Source organism: Tardiphaga sp. 285_C5_N1_2 (assembly GCF_052076065.1).
Classification (GTDB): Bacteria; Pseudomonadota; Alphaproteobacteria; order Rhizobiales; family Xanthobacteraceae; genus Tardiphaga; species Tardiphaga robiniae.
The window spans coordinates 3593622-3612233 of record NZ_CP197241.1 but is presented as its reverse complement, the minus strand read 5'-3'; the positions used below and the strand labels follow the sequence as shown (position 1 = coordinate 3612233).

The 18612-nt window shown below is 62.0% G+C and carries 21 protein-coding genes; 12 read left to right on the top strand and 9 right to left on the bottom strand.

The features are described from left to right. Positions 1–5: 5 nt before the first annotated feature. Positions 6–329, bottom strand: coding sequence for a helix-turn-helix domain-containing protein (locus AB7951_RS17325; protein ID WP_089267016.1), 324 nt, complete (start codon positions 327–329; stop codon positions 6–8). Continuing rightward, entirely contained in the window at positions 262–696 is a 435-nt protein-coding gene (locus tag AB7951_RS17320) for a type II toxin-antitoxin system RelE/ParE family toxin (RefSeq protein ID WP_120290804.1), read from the bottom strand. The genes AB7951_RS17325 and AB7951_RS17320 overlap by 68 nt, the downstream gene beginning before the upstream one ends. Positions 697–837: 141 nt before the next feature. Between AB7951_RS17320 and AB7951_RS17315 the strand changes: the two genes are divergently transcribed. Continuing rightward, entirely contained in the window at positions 838–1185 is a 348-nt protein-coding gene (locus AB7951_RS17315) for a DUF1491 family protein (protein WP_120290806.1), read from the top strand. A 475-nt stretch (positions 1186–1660) separates the two neighbouring features. Here the strand turns inward: AB7951_RS17315 and AB7951_RS17310 are convergent, their stop codons facing one another. Next, positions 1661–2638, bottom strand: coding sequence for a DUF2336 domain-containing protein (locus AB7951_RS17310; protein ID WP_439061360.1), 978 nt, complete (start codon positions 2636–2638; stop codon positions 1661–1663). Positions 2639–2905: 267 nt separating this feature from the next. On the opposite strand from AB7951_RS17310, the gene AB7951_RS17305 reads away from it, so the two are divergent. Next, positions 2906–3112, top strand: coding sequence for a hypothetical protein (locus AB7951_RS17305; RefSeq protein ID WP_068730489.1), 207 nt, complete (start codon positions 2906–2908; stop codon positions 3110–3112). 16 nt (positions 3113–3128) lie between these two features. Continuing rightward, positions 3129–3920 (top strand): hypothetical protein, encoded by a 792-nt coding sequence (locus tag AB7951_RS17300; RefSeq protein ID WP_439061361.1) that lies wholly within the window; start codon positions 3129–3131, stop codon positions 3918–3920. Between the two features lie 30 nt (positions 3921–3950). Here the strand turns inward: AB7951_RS17300 and AB7951_RS17295 are convergent, their stop codons facing one another. Continuing rightward, entirely contained in the window at positions 3951–4931 is a 981-nt protein-coding gene (locus AB7951_RS17295) for a sterol desaturase family protein (protein ID WP_120290811.1), read from the bottom strand. Positions 4932–5065: 134 nt separating this feature from the next. Further along, positions 5066–5887, bottom strand: coding sequence for an outer membrane protein (locus AB7951_RS17290; protein ID WP_120290813.1), 822 nt, complete (start codon positions 5885–5887; stop codon positions 5066–5068). A 241-nt stretch (positions 5888–6128) separates the two neighbouring features. Between AB7951_RS17290 and AB7951_RS17285 the strand changes: the two genes are divergently transcribed. Further along, a complete protein-coding gene (locus AB7951_RS17285) occupies positions 6129–7262 on the top strand; it encodes a helix-turn-helix transcriptional regulator (RefSeq protein WP_120291186.1) in 1134 nt (377 codons plus the stop codon). A gap of 103 nt (positions 7263–7365) precedes the next feature. On the opposite strand, the gene AB7951_RS17280 is transcribed toward AB7951_RS17285, so the two are convergent. Genes AB7951_RS17280 through AB7951_RS17270 form a run of 3 tightly spaced genes read right to left on the bottom strand, consistent with a single transcriptional unit; the run spans position 7366 to position 10832 of the window. Then, positions 7366–7944 (bottom strand): DUF1254 domain-containing protein, encoded by a 579-nt coding sequence (locus AB7951_RS17280; protein ID WP_089267023.1) that lies wholly within the window; start codon positions 7942–7944, stop codon positions 7366–7368. Then, positions 7941–8519 (bottom strand): DUF1214 domain-containing protein, encoded by a 579-nt coding sequence (locus tag AB7951_RS17275; protein ID WP_068730494.1) that lies wholly within the window; start codon positions 8517–8519, stop codon positions 7941–7943. The genes AB7951_RS17280 and AB7951_RS17275 overlap by 4 nt, the downstream gene beginning before the upstream one ends. A 24-nt stretch (positions 8520–8543) precedes the next feature. After that, positions 8544–10832, bottom strand: a complete 2289-nt coding sequence (locus AB7951_RS17270; protein WP_089267024.1) for a transglycosylase domain-containing protein — start codon at positions 10830–10832, stop codon at positions 8544–8546. A gap of 291 nt (positions 10833–11123) precedes the next feature. On the opposite strand from AB7951_RS17270, the gene AB7951_RS17265 reads away from it, so the two are divergent. Both AB7951_RS17265 and AB7951_RS17260 read left to right on the top strand, forming a co-directional pair. After that, on the top strand, positions 11124–11636 hold the full coding sequence (locus AB7951_RS17265; RefSeq protein ID WP_120290815.1) for a YcgN family cysteine cluster protein: 513 nt from the start codon (positions 11124–11126) through the stop codon (positions 11634–11636). A gap of 193 nt (positions 11637–11829) precedes the next feature. Further along, positions 11830–13443: an MDR family MFS transporter gene (locus AB7951_RS17260; protein WP_120290817.1), complete on the top strand. Its 1614-nt coding sequence runs from the start codon at positions 11830–11832 to the stop codon at positions 13441–13443. A gap of 20 nt (positions 13444–13463) precedes the next feature. Here the strand turns inward: AB7951_RS17260 and AB7951_RS17255 are convergent, their stop codons facing one another. After that, positions 13464–14951 (bottom strand): serine hydrolase, encoded by a 1488-nt coding sequence (locus tag AB7951_RS17255; RefSeq protein ID WP_120290819.1) that lies wholly within the window; start codon positions 14949–14951, stop codon positions 13464–13466. Positions 14952–15159: 208 nt separating this feature from the next. On the opposite strand from AB7951_RS17255, the gene AB7951_RS17250 reads away from it, so the two are divergent. The 6 genes from AB7951_RS17250 to AB7951_RS17225 all read left to right on the top strand — a co-directional run bounded on the left by AB7951_RS17250 (position 15160) and on the right by AB7951_RS17225 (position 18604). Next, positions 15160–15324, top strand: coding sequence for a Flp family type IVb pilin (locus tag AB7951_RS17250; protein WP_093759013.1), 165 nt, complete (start codon positions 15160–15162; stop codon positions 15322–15324). Between the two features lie 166 nt (positions 15325–15490). Then, positions 15491–15775, top strand: a complete 285-nt coding sequence (locus AB7951_RS17245; RefSeq protein ID WP_158596822.1) for a DUF3551 domain-containing protein — start codon at positions 15491–15493, stop codon at positions 15773–15775. A 29-nt stretch (positions 15776–15804) separates the two neighbouring features. Then, entirely contained in the window at positions 15805–16113 is a 309-nt protein-coding gene (locus tag AB7951_RS17240) for a hypothetical protein (RefSeq protein ID WP_147421687.1), read from the top strand. A 283-nt stretch (positions 16114–16396) separates the two neighbouring features. Further along, positions 16397–16564, top strand: coding sequence for a hypothetical protein (locus tag AB7951_RS17235; protein WP_176454703.1), 168 nt, complete (start codon positions 16397–16399; stop codon positions 16562–16564). Positions 16565–16638: 74 nt separating this feature from the next. Beyond that, positions 16639–17364 (top strand): hypothetical protein, encoded by a 726-nt coding sequence (locus AB7951_RS17230; RefSeq protein ID WP_147421689.1) that lies wholly within the window; start codon positions 16639–16641, stop codon positions 17362–17364. Next, positions 17333–18604 (top strand): terminase large subunit domain-containing protein, encoded by a 1272-nt coding sequence (locus tag AB7951_RS17225; protein ID WP_120291188.1) that lies wholly within the window; start codon positions 17333–17335, stop codon positions 18602–18604. The genes AB7951_RS17230 and AB7951_RS17225 overlap by 32 nt, the downstream gene beginning before the upstream one ends. The last annotated feature ends 8 nt before the right edge of the window (positions 18605–18612 follow it).

Here is an 18612-nt window from a genome sequence, read left to right as displayed (position 1 = left end):
GCGGTTCACGACATTTCGAGTTCGACGCGTGCCTGCTTCTTCGTCTTCGCGTCCGACACCTCGATTTTGACGCGCTCGCCGAGGGCAACGAGAAATCCAAACAGGCGCTCATAAGAGTAGCCGCTGAACTGTCCGCGCAGCAGCTTGGAGACGTCGGGCTGGGCAAGGCCAATCAGCTTGGATGCCTGTGCCTGGGTCAGTCCCTTGCTTTTGATGCGTGCGGCAATGCCGAGAACGATCTCTGCCTTGATGAGATGCTCATCAGCGTTTGGCAGGCCGAGGTCGGCGAATACGTTGCCGCTGCTCTTTGTGCTTGCTGGCTTTTTCATTGCTGCTCTCCATGGCTTCTTCGTAAAGCGCCATTGCGTCTTTTAGACGGGATTTGATCAGGTCAATCTCGGTCTTAGGGGTCTGGATCCCGGATTTCGACTTCTTCTGAAACGCGTGGAGAACGTAGACCATGCCCTTCAGTTTGATGGTGTAGACCGCGCGAAACGTATCGCCATCAAAATCAGAGACGATCTCCACAACGCCTGCGCCGTGGAAGCCCTTCAAAGGCTTCGCATCCGGGTGCTTCTTGCCTTTCTGGGCCGCTCGCAGAGCAAAACCGATGCATACCTTCACGGGCACCGGAAACTCAGAAAGATCGTCTTTCGACGACCCCACGAATTCCAAGGGTGTGTCGGTGGGTGACATTCTGATATTGATGCCGGGCGACGTTGCGCGTTATAGTCATAATACTATAAATGGGCGTCGCGTCAATTGCGCATTTCGGGCTTGGTTCCCGGTCTCGAAGTCACCTCGCAATCTCGTTCTCCGGAGTAATCAAGGGCTCAGATGTCACGATTGAAGTCAGCCATTTGGGTCGCAGCCTATCTGCGCCGTTGCCAGACCGAAGGCGTGTTCGGCGCCGTGCGCCGTCGTGGCGCAGATGAGGCGGGCGCCGTATTCGTGAAGGTCGCGCTGCTGGATGGCACCGCGATGCTTTACACGCCGGCGCCGCAAAGCGCCTATGACGAGAGCCGCCCTGTGGATCGCGTCTTCGCGCCGTCACCGCAGCAGCCCGTCGAAGAACGCAAGATCGAAGAGCGCTTGCAGAAGGAGATCTCGTTCGATCCCGACGTGTGGATCGTCGAGACCGAGGACAAGGCCGGGCGGCATTTTCTCGAATTGGCGAAGGGCTAGGATCAGCTCTTCAATACCAAGTGGTTTGCCGGCGAAAAAGCCGTCGGGCTGCCAGCTCAATGCTCGACCATTGCGGAATAAGCATCGCAATGGCCATGAAAGTGCAGATCCAAAGCAGCATTGGGACTGGTAGCGAGAAGCCGTCATAGGTGTGTGACTGGCGGGATATCAGCCAGAAGATAAAAAGTAGAAGCGGGGGAATTGCGATGATCCTGCTTCTGTAGGTCGGGAGCACGAACGTTAGAAGCAGGACCCCGGGAAGAAAGATTATTGCCAGAAATATGCTGCCTATCGCGAACCAGATTCCGCCTGCGGGATGGCCGAGGGAAATCATGTAGGCAATCGCAGGCCATCCGATGCCGATGCATAGGATGGTTCTGCGAGTGTTTCGAACCCATTTGGGTAGTGGCAGAACGCTCATCGGGGCAGCTTGCTACAAAAGCGTATCTTTCCCGGCGTCTTCACAGCTTCAATTTTAACGGCCCGACGAATTCCGCGTCACGCGCGTGATATCGACATCCGGCTGAACGCTCGGCCTTGCCTGTTGCGCGCTCGGCCGCGCGCGATGGCGCTCGTCGTCATAGAGCGCGGGGCGGAACTTGGCGCGCGTCGCGGCCATATGTGCGCCGCGCCAGGCGGCGACCATGATTAGCGCCGAGCGTTCGCTCAGCACGTCATACATGCGCGCGATCCGGTAGACGTTCGTCACCGAGGTGCCGAATTCCGGATTGAGGAACAGCAGCACGCGCTGGAAGATGTCGCTCCGCATACCGAGCGCCTTGGCGCAGCAGGCAAGCGGCTCGCCGCCGGGATCGCTGACGACCTGTTCGGCAATGGCGGCAGGCAGCATCAGCGCTTCACTCAGCTCGCGTGCAAAGTTGTCGCGGTCTTCGGCGAAGGCGGCCATCTCCAGAATATGCATGGCGCGGGCGGCGCGCGCTTGCGGAATCCGGGCGGAGGATCGCAGCGGCGTTTCGGCGAGGTTATGCAGGATCTGCGCACGCTCGCTGCTCGACGCGGCAAAGAACAGCGTACTGATCTCGGACGCGTCCCTGGGTGCCATGGCCATGTTGGCGGCGACACGCATCTGCGCTTCGCTCGGCTGCTTCACGGTCGGCGCGGCAGATTCCGCGGCGGAAATGGGCTGCGCGAGCGGCACCGATTGGCCGGGTTCGGTCGGGCGCAGATTGAGCCGGTTGAGGATCGCGCGCGGGGTGTTCGGATAGATCGACAGCCGAGCGCGCACAGCGGCGCGGGTGGCGTCGTCGACCTGATCGATCAGGCGCGCGGTGAGTTCGACGAACTGCTTCTCTTCGTCGATCGTATGGTTCGGTGCCTGGACATAAAGATCCGTCAGCACGCGCAGCAAGGTCGGTCGCACGTCCACACCTTCGCGACGCGAGAGCGTCAGCAATCCGTCAAAGCCCGGAAACATTGGAGGTGAGGCAGGCATGGCATACGCTTACTAAGGGAACCTTGCCTCAAATTATCGCGGACGCATTAATATGTGTTTAACCATGGGCCGCTGGCCGAGCAGATCTGATTCCGACGAGTCGGTTCAACGGTGCAGGTGCGAGCGGAGCGTGCGTTCGTTGACATCGCGCGGCATCAACGAACCGTTGTTTCGATGAACCTGTGGCGTTAACACGCCATTAACCATGACTGTCCTTAATGACGGTGCGTCGGCAAACCGGGCGAAGCGGCGCGGAGAGACTGGATAATGAGCACCATCATCAAGTTCCCGGCGGATGCGGCAGCGCGACGGCTGGGCGTGAATGTGGCGCCATCTCCCCGCGAAACCTCCGCAGAAATCCTGATCCTGCCGGTGATCCGAATCGAGCGTCAGATCGACGACAGCAATGGTGGCAGCGGCCCGGAAGAGGGCACTGCGCCGGGACGCCGCCGCAAGCGCCGCGCCCGTTCCTGACCCCGGACCTGTTCTGATGTCGGCGATATCCCATCCGAACCGGATACGGCTTCGGCGCAAGACGTCGTTTCTTGCGCCGTGTTTCGTACTTGCGAGCTTGATCGGCAGCACGCTCGGCGGCTGCGCTGGCGGCGATTTCGGCCGTACCCGCAACAATGCGGTGACCGACGACATGCATCGCTGGATCGGTGTCGAGGCGACCGGCAGCGTCGGCCTGAAGTCGTCGGAATTCCAGCTCACCGATCTCGAACGCCAGATGCGCGATCTCGCTTATCCGCTGATCGAGCCGCCACATTCGCGCCCTCTCTGGAAGAGTGTGTTCGGCGACTACAAGCCGATCGCATCGCCATGGCGGCAGAACATCACCTACGATCGCACAGCCTATGGCCGACTCCTGATTGACGAGCCGCATCGCTCGCATACGTCGCGCTACAGCGTGCTGATGGACGACGCGCGCGACGACATCCTGCGCTTCGAAGCCTTCTATGCGACGGCCGCAAAGGTCGTTGAGCTCGATCGCAAACGCAATGCCAGCCTGAAGCTGGTGTCGGCGCTGGAGCCGAAGGAGCGCGCCGACGCCATCGCGCGCATGGATGAGAACGCGCTGATCGTGCAGTGGGTCGAGCAATGCCTGCAGCGCCGGGTATCGTCCTATAAGTGGGCGCTGGAACGCATGGTGATCCACGCCCCCGATGGCATGGCGTCCAGCGCCGATATGCTGATCGGCGAATTGGCAGCGCAGACCACGGCCATGGCCGGCAGCCTCACGCCGGTGCGCCCCGGCAAGGTGCTCCAGGTCGGCGGATAGCTGGACGTGTAGGGCTGGAAGTAGGGTGGATTACGCTTCGCTGATCCGCGCTACGGCATCGGACTTTTCCACTGGCTTCACCTGATCGTCCGGCACGGTCTGGCGGCCAAGAATCTGCCGCGCGCCCTTGCGCGAAAACGGCTGCACGATCTGTCCCAGAAAATCCGGTGCAACCTTGCCGCTGATGCCGAGCCGATCGGGCGACGCCTTGGCGGGATTGAGATAGGTGCCGAACACATGGTCCCACACCATGATGTTCTCGCAATAATTGCTGTTGCCTTCCTTGAGCATCTTTGAATGATGCCAGCGATGCAGTTTTGGCGTCGCAAAGATCGGATCGAACAGCGCCGTGCGCGTCTCCACATTGCAATGGGTGAGCAGGCCCGTGATGGCCGTCACGGCGCCGACCCAGAGGAACACCGGCAGCGGCGCATCGAGCAGGTAGAGCGGCGCCTGGCTGAGTGCCATCTTGATCAGCGAGTCGATCACATGGAAGCGTCCAGTATTCACCACCCAGAGCCGGACCACGCTGTGATGAAGCGCGTGGAAGCGCCAGAAGAACAGGTTTTCATGGGCGATCCGGTGCGACCAGTAGAGGCCGAATTCGGCAATCACCAGCGCCAGCACGACCTGCGCGATCAGCGGCCACTGTGTCGGCCACAAATGCGAGGCATGATCGTCCGCGCGCGTTACGGTCGCCACCGCCATCGGCACAATCGAGGTCGCGGCGACGGCCAGTTGCGCCGCCCCCTTGGTCAGCAACGTGTGACCGAGGTCATTCAGCGTTTCGCCATCATGCTCCAGCCACTCGGCGCGATGCGGCGTCATGCGTTCGAGCAGCACAATCGCCAGCAGAAGCGCGGCATAGACGATATTGAACCAGAACAGCGGCGCATTGCTGGCGAAAGCCATGCCGGCACCGAACAGCGCCCCGAAATACAGCAGCGGCCACCAGATCAGGGACAGGAAATAGCTGACGGCCGTATCGGACGGCTCTTGGTTGTGTTGCATGGAGGCCCCGCATTCGCGCCGATTCGTGGGTCGACGATGGATGCGGAGCTTCGCTGCGGGAGATTGCAGGCAGATTACGCCAGAGGGCTCCCTGGACGTTTTCCATGCGGAAAAACGTCACGGCCGAGGTCGTCTTACAGCTGATAATTCACGCCGATGCGGACGATATTGCCTGTGATGTCCGAATTAACGCCCATGATCGGCTTTCCTGGCCAGGCCGCGAAGGTGGCCTTGCTTAACGTCGTATCGCTGATCGTTCCGAGATCGAAATGCAGATATTCAACCTTCGCGGTCCAGTTCGATGCGATCTTCGATTCCACGCCGCCGCCGATCGCCCAGCCGATCCGTGTCTCCGATGCAGACCCTGCGGAGCAGAGAGCGTTCCGGGCACATGGAAATGTCGGCTCCGGCACAAGAGTGGACGAGACTTTCACGTGGCCGTAGGCCAGACCGCCGGTAGCGAAGAATAATGTCTCCGGTGTCACCAGATAGCCCAATCGTGCACGCGCGGTACCAAACCAGCTCAGCTCGGTGTTATGGCTGGTCAGGGTTTCCGGATTGGCACCAATCTCCGGGGCGTAATAAGTGACGCCCGCGCCCATTTTCGAATAGGACAAGTCTGTTTCCAGACCTGTTACCCAACGGTCGATCTGCCAGTTGTAGCCGATTTCAGCGCCACCGATGAATCCATCAAAGCGGGAATTGAGCGACCGGGGCATCGTGCCCTGCGACAGGAAAAATGGCGTGATGATCGTGTCGATGGCCGTAATGGTGGACGCACTTTCGGTCCAGCCATAGCCCAAGGTGGCGCCGATATAGGCGCCTGTCCATGTCACGATTTGTGGGGACACTGCCGCCTTGTAGTGCGGTGGAGCGAGATTGTCCGCGGCCAGCACGGGCGTTGACGCAAGCAGAACGCAGCCGATTACGCAGGCCAACTTAGCGGATTTCGACATCGAGCTCTCCAGTACTTCGAGACGTGACTTCCAGACGTGCGGGCCCGCCGGACAAGCAGGCCGCTCATTCGCGCCCCCGAAAAGTCGAAGGTCGCCATCGCCACTGCTACGCGTGGCGGAATTCCGTGTCGTCACCCCGAAGTATGATGTGGTAAAATATGCTGCGTGTGCGCGTCCGGAAATTGACTTCGATCTCGCCCTGCCACACCAGAGCGCGCGCAATCACGGATTTGGAATGTTCATGGACGTTGTCGACAATGACGTACTCTCTTCAATCATCGGAGATATCTACGACTGCGTTCTGAACCGTGAGGGATGGTCGCGTGTTCTCACCCGCATCACACAGACGATGGATGCGGCCTACACCACGATTGCGCTCGCTGGCACGTCGGACAATCACGGCCGGTTTGCTGCCCAATCGCCCTGGGATGCCGAGCGCATGCGCGCGCTGCAGGACTACAGTTTCGATGATATTCCGGGCCTGAAGGCTGCAGTGGTCGGCGATATCGATACGCCCGTATCCACGCTCTCGCTGATGCCCGAAAGTGAATTGCAGCAGACCGCTTTCTTTCGTAATTGGGCCGGACCGCAGGGATTGCGGGAAGGGTGCATTGTCAAATTCGTCCACACGCCGGACCGCATCGGTCTGCTCGGCTGCACCACCTGGGCGGACAAGGCTGCCGTATCTGCCGAGGATCAACGGTTTCTGACCTTGCTGTCTCCGCATTTGCGCAGGGCCGCGATGATCAGCGACCTGCTCGATGACGTGCGCGTGACGGCGCATCTGTTTCGCGAATCCCTCGAGAATCTTGCAGTGCCCGTCGTGCTGACCGACGCGGTCGGATCGGTGCTCCATGCCAATGCAAGTGCCGAACGCATGTTCGCAACTGACGGTCCGATCCTGCGTCAGGGGCGAACCATTCAGGCACAGAACGCATTAATGGGCGATGCCTTGCTGCAGGCGATCGCAAGCGCTGCATCGGATCTCTCGCTCGGCGCCAAAGGCATTGGCTTGCCAGTGTCGGCGGCAGGACAACCTCCCGCGGTCGCCTATGTCCTGCCTTTGACCGCTGGTACGGCGCGCGCCGCTTTCCGCCCCGCATGTGCCGCCGTCTTCGTCTCGACAACGACCTCGGCCTCTCCAATGCCGGAAGCCGTGTTGACGACGCTGTTCGAGCTCACGCCCGCCGAAGCGCGCGTGCTCGTGAGCGCCGGAAAGGGGCTCAACCCATCCCAGACTGCTACTTTGCTTGGGATCTCAGAGAATACGCTGAAGACACATCTTAACCGGATCTACGCCAAGACCGGCAGGTCACGGCAGGCCGACCTCGTGAAGCTCGTGGCGGATATCGGCACGCCGCTGGCAACGGGATAACGCACGTAGGATGGGTAGAGCGCAGCGAAACCCATCAAATACACACGACGACATGATGGGTTTCGCGAAGACGCTCTACCCATCCTACGATGACGATCGCTTATCAGCGCTTGCCCTTCACCGGCGCAGCCGGCGGATCGGTCTGCACGCGACAATTCGATGCGGCGAGGGATGCCTGGGCCTGGATCATCAGGCCGGGTTCGGCGGCGAGCGCCTTCAGTACGATCAGGCCGGTCGCGGTCGGCGAGTCGATGATGAGGCGGTCGGCGGACGTGACGTCCTCTTCCTCGGGCAGGGCTTCGTGCTGCGCCTCGGTCATCAGATCGAGCTCGATGACGCGGCGGCCGGCGGAGCGGTCGTTGATCGCGTAGTAAGCGACGTCGCTGCGGGTATAGAACGACACCGACGTGTAGGACTGGCTGACCGGCACGGTGAGCTTGATCGGTCCTTTGGCCAGGTCGTAGCGGCAGACCGCCATGGCGAAGGCCGGGTCCATGAATGGCAGCAGCGCATTGGCCGGCTCGGTCTGCGGCAATGCTGTCACCGCATTTTCTTTCGTCACCGAAGCGAGGCGCGAATAGGCGTCCTGCGTCGCGATGCGCGGCAGCGCCAGCACGCTGACGAGGTGCACGATGCCGCCAAGCACGACACCACCGATGAGCGCGAACATCAGCCGGATCATGGGCAGCTCACCGTGGCGATGGCGGGCATCGGCGCGTCTTTCTGCGTCCGGGTGGCGACGCCAACCGGCGTATCGTACAGCCGCAGCATCAACACATAGCGTTCCAGCGCTGATGTCGGCAGCCAGTTGCCTGCGCGCGAGCGTGCAGCGATGCGGATCTCGAACGCGCCGTCGGCATTGCGCACCACTTCCTGGCTGGTGAAGCCGTAGCGCTGCAATGTGTTGGGCACCAGACGGCCCTTGGTGTCATAGAGCGAGAGCGTCCAGAAACGCGCAGCCGGTGTCACGCCTGACACGACGATATCGCAGCGACCGTCCAGCGGCTTTTTCTTGTCGTCGGTGGTGGCAGTGAAGGTGACGCCGTCGCCCGTGCCGATCGGCAATTCGCCGGATCGTGCAATGGACGCACGCGCATAGGGATCGATCTCGCTGGTGCCGGTGCGCGGGCGCGCAGTCCATGCACCGATGGTGAGTGTGCCAAGGTCTGTGCCGCGGGTCGCGGTGGTCCAGGTCAGGCCGAGACCGACAGCAGTGGCGATCGCGAGCGCCAGGAGCGTGAGGAAGATCAGCCGCACGTGCGCACCGTCATGATAGCAGCTTCAGTTCTTGCGCGACGCGGGGGCGGTTGCGGATGTGGTCGTTTTGGCATCCGGTGCATCATTCGCCGACGCGTAGCTCTCGGGGAAGGCCAACGCGGAGGAGGCGCGGGGCTTCAACGGTTCGTTGGATGATGTGCGGCCGGCGGTCTTGCCGGCGTCGTCGAGCAGCTTCTCGACACGCAGCAGGACGTCGGCGCCGCGGCGCGTCAGCACCGGTGGCGGGCCGGGCTTGGCGTCCTGCGCGTTGGCGGCCATCACGGATGAGGCGGCTGCGGCAGGATTCTTGGTACCCGCGCCGACACCCGGGATTTCCTTGATCTCGATACCCTGATGCGCGGCGACCATGATGTCGTGCCATGTCTGCGCCGGCAGCGAGCCGCCGGTCATGCGGTTGGTCGGCGAGTAGTCGTCATTGCCGTACCAGACTGCACAGCTGAAGTTGCCGGTGTAGCCGACGAACCAGGCGTCGCGATACGCATTGGTGGTGCCGGTCTTGCCTGCGGTTGGAATGCCGTCCAGCGCGGCGCGGCGCGCGGTGCCCTCGCTGACCACGTGGCTCATCATGCCGGCCATATCGGCGGCGACGGAGGCGGGGATCGCCTGCAACTGTTTCGGGCCGTCGCGGTCGAAGCGCCAGACCAGATCGCCGGCGCCGGTACGGACTTCCAGCACGGCATGTGGCTTCGACGAGCGCCCCTTGTTCGGGAAAGTCGCATAGGCGACGGCGTGTTCGAGCACGGTGACTTCGGTGGAGCCGATCGGCAGCGACGGCGTATCAAGCAACGGCGCCGTGATGCCGAAGCGGCGCGCGGTCTCTACGATCTTGACGCGGCCCGCCTTGGCCGGATTCTGCGCCCCCTTGCCGAGCGCAATGGAGATCTTCACCGGCACGACGTTAATCGAACGGGTGATGGCCTGCGTCAGCGTCACGTTTCCGGAATAGGAGTGGCCATAGTTCTGCGGGCACCAGTTGCCGATACAGACCGGGCCGTCGAGGATGATCGAGGTCGGCTTGTAACCGTTGAGCAGCGCCGTCGTATAGACATAGGGCTTGAACGATGAACCGGGCTGGCGCATCGCGTCCACCGCGCGGTTGAACTGGCTTGCGCCGTAGTCGCGGCCACCCACCATGGCGCGGACGCCGCCTTCGAGGTCCGACACCACCGTGGCAGCCTGCGTCGCGTGATAGTCGCGGCCGAACTGGCGAAGCTGGTTTTCCACGGCGGCTTCGGCGGCGCGCTGCACATTCATATCGATGGCGGTGCGGACCACGAAAACGCGTTCGACATAGGATTTCGGGAATGTATCGACGAGCTTGCGCATCTCGTCGAAGGCCCAGTCGAGATAGTAGTTCGGCGAGATTTCCTGACGACGATCGACGGCGACGGCGGGATTACGCCGCGCACCGAACACCTGACCTTCGGTCATGAAGCCGGCATCGACGAGGTTGTCGAGCACCACGTTGGCGCGGGCGCGGGCGGCGGGCAGGTTGATATGCGGCGCGTATTTGGTTGGGGCCTTGAACAGGCCGGCCAGCATCGCGGCTTCCGCGAGGTTCACGTCGCGCGCGGATTTGTTGAAATAGAAATGCGCTGCGCCGTCGACGCCGAACGTGCCGCCGCCCATGTAAGCGCGGTCGAGATAGAGTTTCAGAATTTCGTTCTTGGTCAGGCGGGTTTCCAGCCAGATGGCCAGGAACGCTTCGTTGACCTTGCGCTCGATGGTGCGCTCGTTGGACAGGAACAGGTTCTTGGCGAGCTGCTGCGTCAGCGACGAGCCACCCTGGCGTACGCCGCCGGCCTGCGCGTTGGTGACCAGCGCGCGCGCGGTGCCGGCGATGTCGATGCCGAAGTGATCGTAGAAGCGGCGGTCCTCTGTGGCGAGGGTGGCCTTGATCAGGTTATCCGGGAAATCTTCCAGCGGAATGGAGTCGTTGTGCTTGATACCGCGGCTGCCAATCGGATTGCCGTAGCGATCGAGGAACGTGACCGCGAGGTCGGATTTCTTCAGCCAGTCTTCATCGGCGGTTTCGCGAAACGCCGGCTGCGCCAAAGCGAGCATGAGGATGAGACCGCCGAGGCCGATGGTGGCCATTTCCGACAGTGGCTCGATGAACACCCAGCGCTTCCAGCGACCGACATAGAAGCGGTCCATGAAGGTGGAGTAGCGTTCCCACAGCTCGCGGGTGCCGCGGCCGGACGAGAACAGGCCGGAATCGATGCGCGCATCCAGATCCAGCAGGAAATGCCGGAATTTGGTCTTCCAACGGGATGGCACGATCTGAGGCACAGGGGCCCTTGGTTTGTTGCAGCGTTCGCGTGCACCCACCGGCACCGCGCGGACGTCATGCTGAAATAATGCGGCAACCCGGCGGCAGGTTTGCGGCCGCCGGAGAGTCGTTCAAGTTCTAGCCGAGCAGGGCGGATAAACCAATGGCATTGCTTATCATTTGCACGACAGGGCTAACAGCTTGGCGGTTTTGCCCTTGTTTGCGAGCCGGCCGACACGATGTTGCTTGCAGAGCCTGCATCGCAACTCCTAGAAGGGCGTTTCGCCGCAACCTGGATTGATTCAAATCGCATGACCGCGCGTCCCCCGCGTCCTTCCGCACAGGAGGGAATGTTCTGGAAAACCAAGACGTTGGAAGAGATGTCCGGCGCCGAGTGGGAAAGCCTGTGCGACGGCTGCGGACGTTGCTGTCTGGAAAAGCTGGAAGACGAGGATACCGGCAAGATCTATTATACCCATGTGTCCTGCCGATTGCTCGATGCGGGTCTTTGCGCCTGCAAGGATTATCCGAACCGCTCCGACCATGTTCCCGATTGCGTGCGGCTGACCCCCGACAATGTCCGCACGCTGAGCTGGCTGCCGTCGAGCTGCGGCTACAAGCTCGCGGCTGAGGGGCGCGATCTCTACTGGTGGCATCCGCTGATCTCGGGCAGCGCCGACACCGTCCATGAAGCCGGCGTATCGGTCCGCGGGCGGGTCGAGGGCAGCGAGGACACGATCTCCGACGACGAACTGCAGGATCACATCGTGACCTGGCCAGCGCTGCTGCCGCGCAAGGCGAAGCTGAAGAAGCGGCCGGCGTAGAATCCCCGGCGCGCGGTGTTCGATCACGCGCATATGACGGTCAGATGATCGCCGCGGGACGCTCCCATGCAAGGAAACAACTGTTGCTGCATGGGGCAGGGGAATAGATTTCTTCCAAAGAGAGTCTGCGCGCGGAAGGTCGCGCCGTTCTGGCTCTCCGGTTACCTCCCAAGTCCTCTGAATCCGAAGTTTCATGAACAAGTTCGAGCGACAGAGCCGGTCAGCGGCCGATGATCAGGTATTGCCCGAGGAAATCTCGTCGGATGAGCTCCTGTCGGACGAAATCGCGCAGGAACTGTCGCGGATTCCCACAGAAGTAATCGAACCCGGCGACGCGCCTGCTGTCGTGAAGGCGCCGCTGACCCCCGCCGAAGTCCGCACCATCCTGATGAGCCTGCTGCTGACCATGTTCCTGGCAGCGCTCGACCAGACCATCGTCGCCACCGCGCTGCCGACCATCGGCCGGCAATTCGCCGACGTGAACAATCTGTCCTGGGTGATCACCGCCTATCTGCTGGCATCGACCGCAGTGGCGCCCGTGTTCGGCACGCTCAGCGATATCTATGGCCGCCGCGCGATGATCATCACGGCGATGTCGTTGTTCATGGTCGGCTCGATCATGTGCGCATTGGCGCCGAACATGATTGTGCTCATTATCGCGCGCGCTTTGCAGGGCCTCGGCGGCGGCGGCATCCTGCCCATCGTGCAGGTGGTGATTTCCGACGTGGTGTCGCCGCGTGAGCGCGGTCAGTACCAGGCTTATTTCAGCGGCGTGTGGGTGGCGGCCGGCATCGGCGGCCCGATCATCGGCGGGCTGTTCGCCGAACATCTGCACTGGTCGATGATTTTCTGGATCAATATTCCGCTCGGTGTGGGATCGCTGGCGCTGCTGCTGCCGAAGATGAAGAAGCTTCCTGTGTTCCATCGCCGCCGCAAGGTCGACTGGCTCGGCGGCATGCTGCTGATGGCCTCCGCCGTTGTCTTCATGCTGGTGCTGACATGGGGCGGCACCAAATTCTCGTGGGCGTCGCCGACCATCGTCGCGATGATCGGCGCAGCAGCGGTGATGGCGTTCGCCTTCATCTGGCATGCGATCCATCACGACGAGCCGTTCCTGCCGTTGCCGCTGATGTCCGGCTCGGTGGTGCCTTTCGCCATGGCCGCCGGCGGCTGCGCGATGGGCGCGATGCTCGGGCTGACCGTGCACATGCCGCTCTATTACGAAGTGGTCTACGGCCTGACTGCAGGTCAAGCCGGCGTTGCGCTGATCCCGATCGCGGCGGTGTCAGTCGGCGGCGCTGCCTTTGCCGGCCACATGATGACCAAGGCCAGGCACTACAAGCGCGTCGCCATCGCCGGCACCGCCATGTCGGCGCTGATGGGTCTGGCGCTGGCGCTCGCGACGCCGCTGCCACTCTGGGCGCTGCTCACGATGCTCGGCCTGTTCTCCATCGGGCTTGGCACGGTGTTTCCCGTCAGCCTGGTGTCGATCCAGAACGCCGTGCCGCGTCCGCAGATCGGCACTGCCACCGGCGCGATGAACTTCTTCCGCGCGCTGATGGCGTCGTTCACCGTTGCCGCCTTCACTACCATCCTGTTGATGGCGCTGGGCACGGACATCTCGATCTCTGGCGAACATGCCGCCAGCACGCATCCGATCGCGGCCAGCGATATGGTCAGCGCCTTCCGCTACGTGTTCGAAGCAGCGGCAGCCCTGCTGGCGCTCTCGACACTGTTCCTGCTGCTGATGGAAGAACGCCCGCTGGCCGGGCCGGCAAAGGCGAAGCCGTCACTGGTTTCGGAGTAGGGCGAAGCCGTCATCCGACTTCAGGCATGCCCCGCTGCAATGCGTGTGAAGACGATGTCCTTGACCTGCGGCTCGAGCGGGACTGCCACGCTCGCAATATTCCCGTCTTCGCCGGTGGAAAATGAGAGGGAAAGCCGGCTCGGCATCAGGCCGCCCGGTGAATCGGGTGCCTCGGGCAGCTCGAACGTGTCCGAGCCCCGATGCGCGAGTGGCTCGGACATGCCGCGGAACGCCCAATGTAATTTGCCTTCGCTATGCGTGATCGTCATGCGGCCGTAGCCGGGATGCGCGTAGTCACCGGCATAATCCGCGAGGTCACGGTGCGGCTCGGTGGCCGGCGTCGGTGCGGCTTTCCCGGCCTGCAGCCAGGCCTCGTATTGCGTCACGAATTTGCGGCGTTGCTCGCGGAAGCGACCGAAGCAGGGTACCGGTTCCTTGCCGCAGACGCGGTCGAAGACATAGTTCGCGAGGATGTACGGAGCGAGTATCGGAGTCATGCCGTTGTTGGCGAGCACCGCGACACCGACGCCGCGATCGGGCAACATCATCAGCAGCGCATTCGTGCCGGTGAAGCCGCCTCCGTGCCACACCACGCGTTCTCCGCGATACCAGTGCGAGCGGAAGCCGAAACCGTAATGCACATCGCTGTATTCGGCGAATCCGGTTGCCCCGACATGCACCCGCGGCTTCTGGAGCTCCTGTATCAAGCCGGATGACAGAAGACGTTGTCCTTCAAACGCGCCCTGGCCGAGATGAAAACGAAGCCAGTTCGCGAAGCTTGTAATCGACGTGCTCATGCCGCCCGCAGCCGGCACGCTGATGGGCCAGAGTTTCGTGCGCTGACAAATGTCTCCCATCATCCCGTAGGGCACGGCCGCGTCGGTAGCTGCGGCAAGCTCCTCCACAGTGAACGTCACCTTCATGTCCAGCTTGTCGGTCAGCGAGCGGGTGAAGTCGGCCCAATTCCGGCCGCTGACGCGCTCGGCCACCATGCTCGCAATGAGGTAGCCGAGGTTCGAATACTGAAAGGCGCTGCGAATGTCGGCGCTCGGTTCGAGATAGGGCAGCGCTGCCAGCATTTGGGCGGGTGACAGATCGCCGGGCAGCCAGATCCAATCGTGACGTGGCAATCCGGAATGGTGGCACAGCAAGTCGCGCACTGTGACGCGGTCGCTCGCAACGGCGTCGTAGAGCCGGAATTCCGGGATGTATTCCCGCACGGGCTTCTTCCAGTCCATGCGTCGCTCGTCGACCAAGAGGGCCAGGCTCGTAGCGGCGAACGACTTCGAGACCGACATGATTTGAAACTGCGTATCCGTCGTGACGTTCAGGCCGGCTTCGATATCGCGAAGGCCATAGGTCCCGACGAACGCAACCTCCAGGTCTTGCACGATAGCGACGGCGAGGCCCGGGACCTTCCACTCCTTCATGACCTCTACGACAAGATGTTCGAATTCGGGAATGAACGCCGCGACGGATTGGCTGCATGCGACAGGTTCAGATGCCATTGGGACAAGCCTCGACACTTCTGGTTAAGTGCAAGCTGAAATGCAGACGATAGTCCCGCTGCTCCGGGTGAGCGCACACATGGTTACCGCATGATTAATTCATAATTGAGCCTGTTGGTGAACCTTCCTGCAACCTCTGCCGCTTAGGTTGAGTTCAGTTTTCAGGGGACGGCGTGGAAGAAATCCGCGGCCGTATGAGGAGATTTCCGTGTTGCGTTTGATTTCGAAATTTATCGACGATGAGTCCGGTGCAACGGCCATCGAATATGCGCTGATCGCTGCCGGCATCAGTCTCGCGATCATCGTGGCCGTGCAGGGCCTTGGTACCACGCTGAACGGGCGCTACGCCGCCGTGAATACCTCGCTGAAATAGGGCAGCGAAGACCGGCCGGTGCCGGGCGCGCCGCCATTGCAATCGACAAAAGACATGGCTGTCTTGTCGAAACGCAATGTTGTGAATGTCCTATCGATTGCGATGCTGCACCCTATATGATCGTGCGCGGGCCTCGAGCCTGCGCATTTTCATATGGATGACCATCATGACATTGAATTCGCGTTTGAAGCTTTCGGCATTGGCCGGTTTGGGATTTGCGGCATTCGTCCTCGCGGGAGCGACGCCGGCCTCGGCGGCTGGTGCGCAATTCTGCATCGCCCAGAGTGGCGCCAACGGCGAATCCTCCTATGTGAGCAACTGCATCTTTTCTGACTACCAGCAATGCATCAATGCTGCCGTCGGTACGCGAGGCAACTGCGTGGGCAATGTCGAGTATCGCGCTGGAGCTGCCACGGAACCGGCGCCACAACGTCGTCGGCGCGCGCGGTGAGTGATCGCCCGCTCGTGAAGGACGCATCGATGACAACAAGGATTCGCGGGCTCGTATGGGCTGTGGCTGCGATTACCATCGCGTCGGCGTCGTTGCCGGCTCTGGATTCTGCGCAGGCGCGGCCCTCGGTCGCGGCCCGTTCCGGTATTCCGCCGTTCTGCGTGTTGACCGGCGGCCCTCGTGGGCCGGGGAGTGTGCCGCAGATCTGCCGGTTCTTCGACTATCAACAATGCCTGCAGGCCGCGGCCGAGCTGCGCGGCAATTGCGTGGTCAATATCGACTATCCCGGCAAGATCACAGGTGCGCCAGGAGCGGCGTGGTCGCAGCCGCTACGATAGCCATAGCGTTGATCGCGTGGACAAAATTCCGATTTAAGGACTAAATTCAAATTATAGGATTTTTAGCCTTGACAGCGTTGCGCTGTCGAAGTAGGTTTGCGGCATGCTCCACAATTGGGTTCGCAGGAAACGCCGCTGTTGATTGGCGGCGAAGCTGCGCCGTCGCTGTTCAACCCGATGTGGCAGTGAATACCCGGAACATCGATCCAAATCCCGCGTTGCTTTCCATACGGTGCCGCAAGGAATCTCATCGGCATCCAACAGCAAGCGAAACGAGGGTGCCATGATAATCAGGAATTCGGCAACCAAGCAAAAAGAGCAGATCGTCGAATCCGCGACGGAGGCACGCCAGGCCGAACCGGGCCCGTCGATCCTCGCGCTTTTGGCGATCAGCCTCGGCCTCGCTGTGTTGATCCTCGGCGTGGTCTGGTTTGTGTTCTTCAGGACGTGATCGGTTTCGGCGATTCGCCGGTCAGTTTCCGTCCGTCCGGCACGATCGACTGACAACAGCAACGAGTTCCCAACATGGTCAGAAAGCCAATAACCCGCCCGGCGAGAAAGCCGGCGCGGGCTTCTGTCGTTGTGAAGGCCGCGCGGAAACCAAGGGCGGCGAAGAAGAGCTCCAAGAACTCGAAAGTAAAGAATTCACAGAAAACATGGAGCGCCGTTGACCCGGCCACCATGGAAGCAGCCGCTGAAAAAATCCGGGCCAGCGTGGCGGCCCGGAAGAGGACGATTGCGGCAACGACAATCTTCGCCGGACCGGGGAGGCCGAAACCAGCATCCGCTGCTGAAGTTGATATACCTCGAACTCAAATCAAGAAGCGACCGGCCGCAATGAAAGCTGTTACCAAGAAGCGGTCCAGCGCTCCGCGTGCAAGACGGCGAACGGCCGTCGATCGGTTCAATGATTTGCCGCCTGACGCGCCGCTGACCGATCGCGTTACCCATGCCATCGAACGCGAACTCGATTCGATCCAGAAGATCGTTGGCCGCCGGCGCTTGAATGAAGCGTTGCGCACAGAGGCCGAGCGCCGCGCCCGCACGCTGGCTTCCCTGGCGCGCACATTGACCGAACTGAAGAAAGTGCAGGGCGGCAACGAACAGAGGCCCGCCGAAGATGACGACCGCCCCCGAGACCTCGACGAACTCCGTCGACGCATTGCTGAACGTCTTGCAAGACGGCCTGGCGGGCGACCGCCAATTCCTGTCGACGGGAATGACGCGGGGCGAGAGAGGCTTCCTGAGTGAGTGCTGGAATGTCTTCGCGCATGGGCATCAGGTGCCGCCTGACATCGCGCCGAATGGTGCGCCGTGGCTGACATGGCTCATGATTGGCGGACGAGGCGCAGGCAAGACACGCGCCGGTGCCGAATGGGTGCGTGCGCAGGCGCTCGGTCAGGCGCCACTGGCGCACGAAAAAGCCCGTCGCATTGCGCTTGTTGGCGAAACCGAACACGACGTGCGTGAAGTGATGATCGAGGGAGTGTCCGGGCTGCTCAGTGTGCATCCGGATCACGAGCGCCCGGTCTGGATGCCTTCGCGCAAGCGGCTGGAATGGAGCAACGGCGCGGTCGCTCAGGTGTTTTCCGCGGAGGACCCCGAGAGCCTGCGCGGCCCGCAATTCTCCTGCGCATGGTCCGACGAGATGGCGAAGTGGCGCTATGCCGAAGCCACGTTCGACATGCTGCAATTCGGGCTGCGGCTGGGCCACCGGCCGCGGCAGATGATCACCACGACGCCGCGGCCGACGGCGCTGCTGAAGCGCCTGATGGGCGATCGGACGACGGTGACGACGCGCGCCGCAACCGTAGTGAATGCGTTCAACCTCGCGCCGACGTTTCTGCAGAGCGTGATGGATCGCTATGCTGGCACGCGGTTGGGACGGCAGGAACTGGACGGCGAGATCATCGAGGACCGGCCCGATGCATTGTGGTCGCGCGCGCTGCTCGAACAATGCCGCGTGCGCGAGGTACCGCCGCTACGACGCATCGTCGTGGCGGTCGATCCGCCGGTGTCGTCCGGCAAACGTGCGGATGCCTGCGGCATCGTCGCAGCGGGGATCGCCGAGGATGGCATCGTTTATGTGATGGCCGATGACACCGTATCGTCAGTGACGCCGACAGCCTGGGCCAACAAGGCCATCGCGCTGTGGCGCAAGCTGGAGGCCGACGCGCTGGTGGTGGAAGTCAACCAGGGCGGTGAGATGGTGCGCAGCGTGATCAACGAAGTCGATCACACCGTGCCGGTGACGCCCGTCCGCGCCTTGCGCGGCAAATGGCTGCGCGCCGAGCCGGTGGCGACCCTGTACGAGCAGGGCCGCGTGAAACATGCCGGTAGTTTTGCCGCGCTGGAAGACGAGATGTGCGACTTCGCAAGTTCGGGGCTGTCGTCGGGGCACTCGCCGGATCGGCTGGATGCCATGGTCTGGGCGGTTGCCTCGCTGGCGCTGGTGCCGCGCGGGGATGGGCCAAGGATCAGGGTGTTGTGACCTCGTGT